This is a genomic window from Pedobacter sp. AC212 (genome assembly GCF_979258625.1).
Genome location: NZ_OZ409870.1, coordinates 4,261,805 through 4,274,656, shown reverse-complemented (window position 1 = coordinate 4,274,656; position 12,852 = coordinate 4,261,805). Strand labels below are relative to the sequence as shown.

12 protein-coding genes are annotated in these 12,852 nt (G+C 38.6%); 9 read left to right on the top strand and 3 right to left on the bottom strand.

Translation table 11 applies throughout. The features are described 5' to 3' along the window. The first annotated feature begins 783 nt into the window (after nt 1-783). The 4 genes from ACZZZC_RS18245 (at nt 784) to ACZZZC_RS18230 (ending at nt 5,681) form a co-directional block, all read left to right on the top strand. Nucleotides 784-1,647 (top strand): sugar phosphate isomerase/epimerase family protein, encoded by an 864-nt coding sequence (locus ACZZZC_RS18245; protein ID WP_463487842.1) that lies wholly within the window; start codon nt 784-786, stop codon nt 1,645-1,647. 15 nt (nt 1,648-1,662) lie between these two features. Continuing rightward, the gene (locus ACZZZC_RS18240) at nt 1,663-3,018 is read left to right on the top strand and encodes a Gfo/Idh/MocA family protein (RefSeq protein ID WP_463487841.1); all 1,356 of its coding nucleotides are present in this window, start codon (nt 1,663-1,665) and stop codon (nt 3,016-3,018) included. 107 nt (nt 3,019-3,125) lie between these two features. Further along, nucleotides 3,126-4,490, top strand: coding sequence for a 3-keto-disaccharide hydrolase (locus ACZZZC_RS18235; protein WP_463487840.1), 1,365 nt, complete (start codon nt 3,126-3,128; stop codon nt 4,488-4,490). Further along, complete coding sequence (locus tag ACZZZC_RS18230; RefSeq protein ID WP_463487839.1) at nt 4,491-5,681, top strand: Gfo/Idh/MocA family protein; 1,191 nt, start codon at nt 4,491-4,493, stop codon at nt 5,679-5,681. 268 nt (nt 5,682-5,949) lie between these two features. Here ACZZZC_RS18230 and ACZZZC_RS18225 read toward each other — a convergent pair whose 3' ends face one another. Next, entirely contained in the window at nt 5,950-6,408 is a 459-nt protein-coding gene (locus tag ACZZZC_RS18225) for a type I restriction enzyme HsdR N-terminal domain-containing protein (protein ID WP_463487838.1), read from the bottom strand. A 124-nt stretch (nt 6,409-6,532) separates the two neighbouring features. Here ACZZZC_RS18225 and holA point away from each other — a divergent pair, with 124 nt between their 5' ends. From holA to ACZZZC_RS18205, 4 genes are all read left to right on the top strand, one after another. Then, complete coding sequence (holA, locus tag ACZZZC_RS18220) at nt 6,533-7,555, top strand: DNA polymerase III subunit delta (protein ID WP_463487837.1); 1,023 nt, start codon at nt 6,533-6,535, stop codon at nt 7,553-7,555. Between the two features lie 84 nt (nt 7,556-7,639). After that, nucleotides 7,640-7,999 (top strand): VOC family protein, encoded by a 360-nt coding sequence (locus ACZZZC_RS18215; RefSeq protein WP_463487836.1) that lies wholly within the window; start codon nt 7,640-7,642, stop codon nt 7,997-7,999. 130 nt (nt 8,000-8,129) lie between these two features. After that, on the top strand, nt 8,130-8,534 hold the full coding sequence (locus tag ACZZZC_RS18210) for an EVE domain-containing protein (protein ID WP_265797946.1): 405 nt from the start codon (nt 8,130-8,132) through the stop codon (nt 8,532-8,534). A gap of 47 nt (nt 8,535-8,581) precedes the next feature. Then, nucleotides 8,582-9,181 carry a hypothetical protein gene (locus ACZZZC_RS18205; protein WP_463487835.1) on the top strand — a complete coding sequence of 200 codons (600 nt, stop codon included), beginning with the start codon at nt 8,582-8,584 and terminating at the stop codon, nt 9,179-9,181. Here the strand turns inward: ACZZZC_RS18205 and ACZZZC_RS18200 are convergent. Continuing rightward, nucleotides 9,171-10,361 carry a cation:proton antiporter domain-containing protein gene (locus ACZZZC_RS18200; RefSeq protein WP_463487834.1) on the bottom strand — a complete coding sequence of 397 codons (1,191 nt, stop codon included), beginning with the start codon at nt 10,359-10,361 and terminating at the stop codon, nt 9,171-9,173. The genes ACZZZC_RS18205 and ACZZZC_RS18200 overlap by 11 nt on opposite strands. A gap of 69 nt (nt 10,362-10,430) precedes the next feature. Next, complete coding sequence (locus ACZZZC_RS18195; RefSeq protein ID WP_463487833.1) at nt 10,431-10,952, bottom strand: acyl-CoA thioesterase; 522 nt, start codon at nt 10,950-10,952, stop codon at nt 10,431-10,433. A 357-nt stretch (nt 10,953-11,309) separates the two neighbouring features. On the opposite strand from ACZZZC_RS18195, the gene ACZZZC_RS18190 reads away from it, so the two are divergent. Then, complete coding sequence (locus ACZZZC_RS18190) at nt 11,310-12,800, top strand: alpha-amylase (protein WP_463487832.1); 1,491 nt, start codon at nt 11,310-11,312, stop codon at nt 12,798-12,800. Nucleotides 12,801-12,852: the final 52 nt, after the last annotated feature.

The window sequence follows — 12,852 nt, the reverse complement described above, 5'->3', positions numbered from 1 at the left end:
CTCTCCTTGAAGAGAGGGATTTGCGGATTGTGCCTTTTCAACATAGGTTGAAACTGCGAACTTTCGTTTCCCTCTCTTCAAGGAGAGTGATGCACTACGTCTACAATAACTTCTTCCTTCATAGGGTGAGGTTTTTAAGAAAATAATTTTTAGAGAACTTCGAAGCTCAATAACCTCACCCTGTTAATGGTTGTGGTTCGGCAACTGTTTTGCTCTCCCTCTCCTTGAAGAGAGGGATTTGCGGATGGTGCCTCTTCAATATAGGTTCAAACTGCAAACTTTCGTTTCCCTCTCTTCAAGGAGAAGGAAGCACTACGTCTACAATAACTTCTTCCTTTCATAGGATGAGGTTTATGAATAAAATGAATTTCTAAGAGACCTCTAGAGCTTAATAACCTCACCCTATTAATGGTTGTGGTTCGGCAATTGTTTTGCTCTCCCTCTCCTTGAAGAGAGGGATTTGCGGATTGTGCCTTTTCAACATAGGTTCAAACTGCCAACTTTCATTTCCCTCTCTTCAAGGAGAGGGATGCACTACATCTACAATAATCTCTTCCTTTAATAGGGTGAGGTTTTGAATAATTTGTTGCTCGCGAAGATTCGGGGCAGCACACCAACTTTCTTCCCTCGTTTCTAAAATGTTACTAAACCGTTTTAATATTTTTCCACTAAAAGTCTTATTTTGTGCATATATATGGCTTAAAAACCACTAACCAAATGGAATAGCAAAGCATCTTACGTCTCAAAAAAGATGTAGAAGCTATCTTTCAATCAAAATTGAACATGAAACTAAGAACGATCATCCTTATACTTCTTCTTTCCCCTTTTGTGTTTGGTTTTCAATCGGCCAGTAAATCTTTGGTTCCACTTGGTATCGTTGCCATGATAGAAAAAGATAGTTTAATTCATGCCGCTGGATTTAAGTTGATTGGAGAATCTGTTGGCAAAATGATTTCGCCTTCGCTATCGGAAGAGAAATTCAATAGTAATCTTCAGGCGATCAGTAAACTGCGATCGAAATTATATATGTGCAATGTGATGTTTCCGGGCAATATGAAAATCGCCGGTCCGGATGTTAATGAGCCAGTTGTACTTGGCTATGTGGATAGTCTATTCAGCCGTGCCCAAAAAGCTGGAGTTAGTGTGATTGTTTTAGGAAGTGGGGGAGCACGTAGATTACCTGATGGTTACGATGTTAAAAAAGCGACAGGTGCATTTGTATCACTTTGTAAAAAGATAGCACCAATTGCGGCCAAATACAATGTTAAAATAGCGCTAGAGAATCTTCAAAGTAAAGAAACCAATTTTATCAATACGGTGAAATCGGCAGCTGAAATTGTCAGGTCAGTTAACCATCCCAACTTCAGGCTTAACGCAGATATTTTCCACATGCGACGCGAGCACGAGCCTCCTCAAAATATTATTGATGCAAAAGATTTACTTATTCACTGCGAAATTGCGGAGGATGAAGAGCGGACATTGCCCGGAATTAAGGGTGATGATTTTACGCCATACCTTGCGGCACTAAAGGCGGCTGACTATAAAGGGCCAATTTTCGTGGAGGCAGGAAGCAACTATTCGGAAGAGCAAATCAAATTCTGCCTCAAATACTTAAGCAAACAAATCGAAAACGTTTATAATAACTAATTACTCAATCATTCCATGGAAAACTCCAGAAGAAAATTTATTAAACAATCTGCCATTTTTGCTGCTGCAACCTACGCTGGCACAATGGGTATGAGTGCCAAAAGCTACGGACGAATAATCGGTGCCAACGATAGAGTTAGAGTTGGTGTGGTTGGGTTTTCAGATCGATTTAAAGATACTTTGCTGCCTTGTTTTCTAAATCACAACAAAGAATTGAATTTCGATATTGTTGGTCTTTCCGATTTATGGAACTACCGCCGGGATTTAGGTATTGCCCATCTCAAAGAAAAGTTCGGACATGATATTAAAGCTTGTAAAAATAACGACGAGCTGTATGCCATGAAGGATTTGGACGCTGTGATTATCAGTACAGCCGATTTTCAGCATGCGCTGCATACCATTGAAGCGGTCAAAGCCAATTGCGATGCTTATGTAGAAAAACCTTTCGCCGAGACGATGGATGATGCAAAAGCAGCACTTAAAGCTGTCAAAGCTACCGATAGAATTGTTCAGATTGGTTCTCAAAGACGAAGCGGTGAAAATTATGCAAACGCTGCCAGGTTTATTCAGGAGGGAAAATTCGGTCCGATTACCGCTGTAGACTTGGTTTGGAACGTAAATCAACCCGGACGGTGGCGTAGGCCTGAATTAGTGGCGAAGCTAAAAGAGGCAGATATAGATTGGAAAAGGTTTCTGTTAACCCGGCCAAATGAAGCCTTCGATCCACGCAAGTATTTAGAGTATCGTTTATTCTGGCCTTATTCATCAGGAATGCCAGGGCAGTGGATGTCTCACCAGATCGACACGGTCCATTGGTTTACTAATTTAAAACATCCGAGAAGTGTGGTGGCTAACGGTGGAATTTACACCTGGAAAGATGGCCGCAGGAACTGGGATTCGATGGTTGCAGTTTTCGATTATGGTCAGCCCAATACAGAAGATGGATTTCAGGTTACTTTCACTTCCAGAATGCAAAACAGCGTTGGCGATGTTGGAGAAGTTTATTACTCCAATGGCGGTGAATTAAATTTGATTACCAATAAAGTATCTCCAAAAGGTGGATTAAAAGAAAAGGAAGCTGCCGCGATGGGCATGAAAGCCAACCTGCTGCCAAATTTTGATTTGAGTAAAACCGAAATAAAGGCAGCTACAGGTGCAAATATGGGCGGCGATTCACTTACTTCCGGTCATATGAGAAACTGGATGGAGTGCGTTAGAAGTCGTAAAACGCCAAATGCTCCGGTAGAGGCTGGCTATTCGCACTCCATTGCCAACATCATGACGAATGCTGCGGTTCGTACAGGAGCGAAAGCAAATTTTGATGAAAACAGACAAGAAGTGATTGCAAACGGAAAAATTTTTAAATATTAATTTCAATACATCATCATTGTGAGAAATGAAGCGATTTAGAAACTTGCTATCTAAGCCCAAAGCATTAAGATTGCTTCGTACCTCGCAATGACGACAAATTCAAAACCATGTTAAACATTAAAACATACGGCATTCTTGCGCTTTCAATTATTAGTTTATCTGCCGCTGCACAAAAAGCTAAACCGCTTTTTGATGGTAAAACACTAAACGGATGGAAAGCCGTAGCCGGAACAGCACCTTACAAAGTGGAAGATGGAGCCATAGTGGGTACCATGACTAAAGGAACACCAAATTCATTTTTAATTACCGAAAAGGAATACGGCGATTATGTGCTCGAAATCGATATTAAGCTGGAAGGTGAAAATACAAACTCTGGAGTGCAAACCCGAAGTCATATTAAGCCTGAGGGAAATAACGGGAGAGGATTAGTGTACGGCAGACAAATGGAAATAGACCCTACGCAGAGATCGTGGACGGGTGGGATTTATGATGAAGCCAGGCGATTATGGCTTTATCCCTTGGAATTAAATCCGTCAGCTAAGCCGCTTTATAAAAAGAATGAGTTTAATCACTATAGAATAGAAAACATTGGCAACGAATTAAAAACCTGGGTAAACGGAACTCCCGTTGCCTATGTAATTGACACGCTGGATCAATCAGGTTTCATTGGGTTGCAGGTTCATGGCATTGGAAATAACCTGGAAAACGACGGGAAAAAGGTTTATTTCAAAAACATCAATATTCAAACAGAAGGATTGAAGTCGAAATCTTTTCCGAAAGGAATATATACGGTGAATTTAACCCCAAATACTTTGTCTGGTTATGAAAAATCAGAAGGATATAAACTCCTTTTTGATGGTAAAAGCAACGCCGGGTGGGTTGGGGCGTACAAAACAACTTTCCCGGCAAAGGGTTGGAAAATTGAAAATGGAGTAATTAGTGTAGAGCCATCTGGCGGAGCAGAATCTACAAATGGCGGTGATATCGTTACCAAAGAGGAGTTTGCCGCATTCGATATGTCGTTCGAATTTAAGCTTACCCCTGGAGCAAATAGTGGGGTAAAGTATTTCGTTACGCTGAGTGAAAAAAATACAGGTTCGGCTATCGGTTTGGAGTATCAGGTTTTAGATGATGTATTGCACCCCGATGCGAAATTAGGCAGAGACGGAAACCGAACGTTGGCCTCCTTATACGATTTAATGACGTCTAAAAAAGAAGCCCGCTATCTTCGGCCAATTGGCAGCTGGAACAATGGCCGTTTAGTAGTTTATCCAAATAACAAAGTTGAACATTATTTAAATGGGGTTAAGGTTTTGGAATATGTTCGCGGATCCGAAGAGTTTAAAAAGCTGGTTGCGATAAGTAAATACAAAGATTGGAAAAACTTTGGGGAAGCGCCAAAAGGGCATATTCTGCTTCAGGATCATGGAAATAAGGTCGATTTCAGAACTATTAAAATAAAGAAATTATAAATGCATCGCAGGTCATTTGTTAAAAGTTCGGCAGCTTTAGCCTCGGGATTATTAGTTGGCGATGCTTTGTACGCGTTTAGTACAGATCGAGTAATCAATATTGCAATGATTGGTTGTGGCGATCGTGGCAAAGGGGTTTTATCTGTTATTAAATCAATGCCTGCAAAATTTAAGGCAGTAGCTTATTGCGATGTGTTAGATTTTAGACTCAAAGAGGCAGAAAAGTACGTTCCTGCCGATGCACGGCCTATAAAGGATTACAAGCAGGTTTTAGATGATAAAAATATAGATGCTGTTTTTATTGCCACACCCTTAAGCGAACACTTTAAAATTGCAAAAGACGCAGTTCTGGCTGGTAAACATGTGTATGTAGAAAAAACAATGACCTATAATATTGCCCAGGCACTGGAGTTAAAAAAGCTGGTTCAAAAATATCCTAAACAGATTTTTCAGGTGGGTTATCAATACCGGTATTCGCCGCTTTATTTCAAGGTTAAGGATATGATTCAAAGTGGTTACCTGGGCAAGGTTTCGCAGATTGATTGCCGCTGGGATAGGAACGGAACCTGGCGAAGAAGTGTTCCGAGTGCTGATTTGGAGCGAAAAATAAATTGGAGGATGTACAAAGAATACTCCGGTGGTTTAGCTGCAGAACTTTTATCTCACCAAATCGATTTCATTAATTGGGCCTTTGAGACGCAGCCAGATGAAATTATGGGTTCGGGAGGGATAGATATTTTTAAAGATGGAAGAGAAACTTACGATAACATCCAGGCAACTTTGCGGTATCAGGAAAAAGGAATGATTGGAAATTTTGGCGCCACCTGTGGCAATGCACATGATGGTTATCTATTTAAAATTAAAGGAACAAAAGGTTCCGTTTCGTTGCTCACCAATACAGGCGTTTTTTACCCGGAGGAAGTAACCAGAAAGGAATTGGGAATTGTTGACGGCGTAACCGGTGCTACCAAAATTGTGATCAACAAAGATGGTGGAATCCCGATTTTGGATAAGCCCACGATGGATGGAACCAACTATGCTCTTGACGAGTTTCATCAATCAATTAGAAGTGGTGCACAGCCGGTATCTAATATCAATACGGGCACGCAGGCTTCTATTTGCGTGGCCATGTGTAATGAGGCCATCTATTCTGGTAATAAACAGGTTTGGAAAAAGGAGTATAGTTTGTAAGGATATTTGTCATCCTGAGGGTTAATCTATTTCCTAAAAGCAATATAAATAACGTTAAGAACGGTCGTCATTGCGAGGTACGAAGCAATCTCATTCTAGGCAGTGTGCTATCAAATGAGATTGTTCCAAAGGCACTCCTCTGAAGCTTTTCCCGATGAAGAATCGGAATCGCAAAGGAAGGAAAAAAAGCGTCAATTGTAGCTCGTCAAGGGATGTTGTATGAATAAGGTCTTCGACAGGCTCAGACTGACATTTCTAATAGTTAACATCACAAATCAGAATAATCCGGCATCTCTTGTGCAAAAGCAAAGCTTCCTTTATCCAAATCCATTTTGGCATAAACATGCTGCAAACCGTTAGTTAAAACAATCCATTTGGCTTGGTGTATGGAATTGTATCGTGATGCCTGATCGAACACAGAAGGCGTAATTTTAACCTTCGGAGCTTTACACTCAATAAGCATTAACTTTTCACCGGCTGTGTTATAAACCAGAATGTCGCTTCGCTTTTGCAGTTGATTCAGAACCAGTCCTCCTTCAATTTGAATCAGGCTTTTTGGGAATTTTTTGCTGGCGATTAAGTCCTGGATAAAATGTTGCCGCACCCATTCTTCGGGAGTTAATACCAAATGTTTCTTCCTTAATTCATCGAAAATAAAAACTACATCATCTTTCCTGATAATTTTAAACGGATACGGCGGAAGATTAAGTGGAGTAGGGTTGAACATGCAGTCGTGAATCGGAAGTTGTTAGTTTAGGGCTACTAATGCCCTGTAATTAATAATGGTCAAAGTTAATATTGTTTATAAACATTTATCAAAATCATAAAAGCTAAATTGTAATTTTACGGCAATGACTGCTGCCGAAATTATAAAAGATATTAAAGCCCGAAAATTCAAACCTGTTTATCTTTTACACGGGGAAGAATCTTATTATATCGATCAGGTAACCGATTATATTGAAGACAAGCTGTTGAATGATGCCGAAAAAGGGTTTAATCAAACAGTTTTGTATGGAAAGGATACGGATATGGCGACGGTTTTAGGCGCCGCGAAGCGATATCCAATGATGTCTGATTATCAGGTGGTAATTGTAAAAGAAGCGCAGGACTTAAAATGGGGAAAAGAAGATGCTGGGAGTAAAGAGGCAGAATTTGTGCTCAATTATTTCGAAAAACCCTTGCCTAGTACCATTTTAGTACTTGCTTATAAGTATGCGAACTTCGATAAGCGTAAAAAAATCTATAAAGCAATTAATAAAAGTGGTTTGATTTTTCAATCAGATCCTGTTAGAGATTATAAACTTGTTCCCTGGATTGAAGATTTCATCAAAGAAAAAGGTTATAAAATCGATCAGCAAGCCTCGGCTTTAATGGCCGAATATTTAGGAACCGATCTTTCTAAAATTGCGAATGAGATTGAAAAGCTGATGCTGAATGTACCTAAAGATGTAACCATCAATACGGATTTAGTGCAGAAAAATATTGGCATTAGTAAGGAGTATAATGTGTTCGAACTGCAGAAAGCTTTGGCTATTCGTGATGTTTTGAAATGTAATAAAATCATTAATTATTTTGCCAGTAACCCAAAAGCAAATCCCACCGTTATGGTGTTAGCTAATTTGGGTGGTTACTTTACCAAGCTTTTGAAATATCATTATATACCAAATAAGGCAGATGCGGCATCCGCTTTGGGTGTTCCTCCTTTTTTTATAAAAGATTATGAAGTTGCCGCCAGAAATTACCACACCGGAAAAGTCTTTCAGGTAATTAGCTTGCTCAGAGAATACGATTTGAAAAGCAAAGGCTTAGAAAGTTCGGGCAATGTTAGCGATGGCGAACTTCTTAAAGAATTGGTTTTTAAGATAGTACACTAGATGAGTTTTCAGTTTACAAGAAACAATTTTCAAACCGAAAGGTTGCCCTAAACCCTAAACCCTAAACCCTAAACCCTAAACCCTATGCTACAAGGATTAAGAACGATAGTTTATTATGTTGGCGACTTAACTGCTGCCAAAAAATGGTACAAAAAGATTTTCGATATTGAACCCTATTTTGATGAACCTTACTATGTTGGCTATAACATTGGAGGTTTTGAGTTAGGCTTAGATCCTGATGATTCAGCTTACAGTAATGGCAACCATTCTATCACTTACTGGGGTGTTAATGATATTAAAAAAACTTTTGAACGTTTTACCGAATTGGAAGTCGAAATTCATCAAGCGCCAAATAACGTAGGTGGACCAATTTGGGTGGGCAGCATCTTTGATCCTTTTGGAAATGTAATTGGATTAATAGAAAATCCAACATTTGAAGGTTAACGTAGTTCAAGATTTTCAGATAGAATTTATCGTAATGGCGTTTCTAAAACAGAATCGCCATTGTTATTTTATGAGGATTCTGGTTTATAAAATCAACTCTTAATTGTAGATTTGAATCTTAAATCTTTATATGAATCATTGGTTAGTAAAATCAGAACCCTTCAAATACAGCTGGCAAAAGTTTAACGAAGATGGAAGAACTTTTTGGGATGGTGTGCGCAATTATCAGGCTAGAAATAATTTAAAAGCCATGAAAGAAGGCGATTTGGTTCTTTTCTATCATAGCAACGAAGGTAAGAATGTGGTTGGAATTGCCAAGGTGGTGAAAGAATTCTATCAGGATCCGACAACTGATGATGCCAATTGGGTTGTGGTAGATTTATCGCCGGTTGAAACCTTAAAAAACCCTGTGTCTCTTGAGCAAATTAAAGCTGAACCTAGTTTGGTTGATATCTCATTGGTTCGCCAGGGGCGTCTTTCTGTAATGCCGCTAAAAGCGGAAGAATTTGATAAGATTTTAGAAATGGGCAGTTAAATTTTTATCAAATCCATGATAATTATTTCAGTTTTAAATACCGTATTATGAAAACAAGAATACTATTTGTAGCTATTTTATCAATCAGTACGTTGTTTTGCAAAGCGCAAATTTCGGATGGAATTAAACCCTACATTGCCATTGTAAAAACGAATGACAGCAAAATTAAAGGCTTGTTCTTTAAAATAGATTCTCAAACGGTTCTGCTTTATTCTGACGAAAAATATCATGAAATAAAAACATCCGAAATAAAGTCAATAAAATTAAGGGTAACGAAAGCAAGCTACGAATTGCAGAGTTACGTTTTTAAATACGTTGGAAAGAAAGATCCCAATGAATACAAATACACCAACCAGCAAGGAAAACCGGTAGACAAATGGGGAAGAGAAGAGCCTACACCAGATGAAGAACTTGCTGGAGCTGTTGGTGGGGCAATATTTGGAACAGCGATGGAAGGCGTTGCAAATATTATTGCCGGGTCTTTGCACAATATAAATCCAAGCATTGCTAACTATAAATTCCGCAGAGGGTTTGATTATAGTCAACTGGAAGCACTTAATTACTATTCGGTTTATTATCAGCAGAATCTAAATACCCTGGCCGAGCTTAACAAAATTAAAGCATTGTCGGCGGGCTTTAAGCCGTAGTGCTTTCCTCTACTTTTTTATTGCTAAATGCTATTCCTAAAGTCATTACCAAACTAGATCCCAATACTACCAAAAACAAGAATGATGTTCCTACTTCAGCAATTTTCAGCGAAGCTGGTAAATTGAAATAAAGCAATATACTAATCAATCCCCGCGGGGCAATGTATAAAATCGGGGCAATCGAATCTTTCTTAAAAATCTTCAGGAAAATAAGTCTGATCACATAAATTGAGGCTAAAATAATAAGTCCGTTGGCAATAATGGGCCAATTATTAAGTTCGTTTATGTTCATGGTAAAACCGAAAATAACAAAGAAAAAGGTCCTTAAAATAAATGCACTTTCTGCTGATAACTGGTACAGTTGAGATAAATCAGCAGAGAGATTTTTGTATAAAAATACACTTCTGAACCACACATTTTGAATGGTATCGGCATTATTTAAAAATAATCCTGTACTTAAAATTAATACCAGCGACGATAAATGATAAGATTGACCGATTGCATACACGAGTATCAAAATGGAAATAATCAAGAAAAACTTGATGTGGTGCACCAATCTACCCATGATGTACAATAAAACAACACAAGCAATTGCCGATAAAAGAATAATCAAAAATGTACTTAAACCTAGCCCAATAAATGCCGATGTGGTGAGGGAATGATTGGTAATGGCAAAATTAAAAATGATAATCCCTAAAATATCAGAGAACGAAGATTCGTACACCACAAATTCTTTATCCTTACCACCCAACGCTGCTGCGGAGGGAATGGCGATGGCAGAACTGATTACACTGAAAGGTATGGCGTTAGCAATGCAGGTATATAAATCTTTATGCGAAATTTGGTAAATAATTACGGTGATAATGGTGGCAGTGCCGAGTAACACCGTTAGTGCAGAGAAAAATGCACTCTTGATAACCTTGTTTTTATTTCGATCATATTTAAGCTCCAATGAACCTTCAAAAACAATTAAAATTAATCCAACGGTACCTAAAGTTGGTAAAATGGATAGAAAATTGAAGGTTTGAACTTTTAAGTTCTCTACTAAAAAACGAAGGCCAATGCCTAGCAAAAGCAATAGTAAAACCGATGGTATTTTAGTTTTACTTGCCACTAAATCAAACAGATAGGAGAAGATAACTAATCCGCTTAAAATTATCAGTATGGTATATGTAGTCATATTTTGAGCGAATGTTAAGCTACTAAAATAAAACAAACATGTTAAGCACCAAGAAGTTTTTTGTAAAAATTATGCTTTAAAAAATAGCGCTTTCAATTCGCTGGCATCGTCCGGATTCATTTTACCACCTAAAACGAGGCGCAACTGTCTTCGCCTTAGGGCACCTTCAAAAAGCTCAATTTCTTCTGAAGTTTCGGCAATAAGTTCGGGTACCGGAATGGTTCTGGCGCTTTGATCTACCGCTACAAAAGTATAATAGGCTTCATTACTTTTCTGGCGTGCACCACTGGGAATATTTTCTGCCCAAACATCCAGCCTCACTTCTACCGATGTATTAAAAGCTCGGGTAACTTTAGCCTCAATGGTAATTACATCGCCTAATTTGATGGGGTGTTTAAAAGAAACGTTATCCACAGAAGCAGTCACTACAATACGATTGCAGTGTTTTTGAGCAGAAATAGCTGCAGCAATATCCATCCAATGCAATAAACGCCCACCCATTAAATTGTTGAGTGTGTTGGTATCGTTGGGTAATACCAGTTCATTCATAATGGTAAAACTCTCCCTGGCAAATTTCTTTTTTAAGCTCATATTCAAGCGCAAAAGTAAATAAAATGTGCCTTAAATCAGCATTCCATTAATCATTTGAAAAGCAAAGCTTCTTCCTCTGCTTAACGTTCGTCCTGCTCTCAATACAATCTTTTAAAATTTGTTGGTACTTCATTCCAAGAATATGCTTTAAATTTTAAAAGGATTTCCGTTAAATCAGGTTTAGTTACAATAGGCAGTTCAAATTGCCCCGCCTGTTTACTGTGCTAGATATATTTTAACTATAAATTCGACTATCTTTAAACCATCTCCTTAAATACTTACCGATTTACTTTTAGCTTACATTTCTGGAAAAACAATTGCCAGAAACTCATGTTATCATATCTTAAAATTAAATTAATGCAGAATCAAACCTTAATTCAATATTTTCATTGGTATTACAATGAAGAACAAAATTTATGGAGTAAAGTAGCGCAAGAAGCTACGCATTTGAAACAAATCGGGGTAACTGGGGTTTGGTTACCGCCAGCCTATAAAGCGAGTACAGGTGGCTATTCAGTTGGATATGATGTTTACGACCTTTTCGATCTTGGAGAATTCGATCAAAAGGGAAGTGTAAACACACGTTATGGTTCTAAAGACGAATATTTGAAAGCCATTAAGGCCCTTCAAGATCAAGGAATTGCAGCCGTTGCAGATATCGTTTTCAATCATAAAGCCGGAGGCGATGAATTGGAAAAAGTGCCTGTGAGAACCGTTAATCCTGATAATAGAAATGAATTCACCAGCGATATTTTTGAAATTGAAGCGTGGACCAAGTTTACTTTTCCAAATAGGGCAGGGAAATACTCACAGTTCATTTGGGACCATCAATGTTTTAGCGGAGTAGATTGGGCAGAAGATCTGAAAGAAACTGCAATTTACTCTATCCAAAATCATCTGGGCGAAGGTTTTGAAGAAGTTCCATCTACTGAATTGGGTAATTACGATTACCTGATGTTCGATGATATTGATTACCGCAATCGTGCCGTTGTGGAGGAGTTGAAATATTGGGGAGAGTGGCTTGTGGAAACTACCAACATAGATGGATTTAGGTTGGATGCGGTTAAACACATTAATCCTGATTTTATTAAGGAATGGATTGACCATCTGGAGGCAAAGTTTAATAAGAAGTTTTTTATTGTTGCCGAAGATTGGAATGTCGAAAATACCGAATCGCAAGAAGAATACCTGCGGTTAATGGAAGGCAAAACTCAGATTTTTGATTCCCTGCTGCATCATAATTTCTTCCTTGCCAGTAAGGATGGAAACGGCTTTGATATGCGTACTATTCTTGATAATACACTGATTTCCATCTCGCCTGAACTTGCTGTAACGTTTGTTGATAATCACGATTCTCAGCCTTTGCAAGCCTTGGAAAGCTACGTAGAATTCTGGTTTAGACCATTGGCGTATTCCATCATTTTACTAAGAGAGCAAGGAATTCCGTGTTTGTTTTTCCCGGATTTATACGGTGGGATTTACGATGATAAAAATCCGGAAGGAGAAGATACACATATCGACCTCGCTATTTTACCAGGCCTGGACATTATGACAAAAATTAGAGCTCATTTAGCTTACGGGGAGCAACGCGATTATTTTGACCACAACAACTGTGTAGGTTGGACAAGAGCTGGAGATGAGGAACACGAAAATAGTGGGGTTGCGGTTTTATTAAGCACAGGTGAAGAGGGATTTAAAACGATGGAAATAGGGCAGCATTTTGCTGGAAAAACATTTGTTGATGCACTTGGATATCGAGAACAGGAAGTCGTAATTGATGAAAATGGCTGGGCAGAGTTTCACTGTAACGCCGGTAGCGTATCGGTTTGGGTTTTAAAAACCGAATAATATAGAAGGTAGTTAAAAGGTCGAGATACTAATCCCGACCTTTTAACTACCT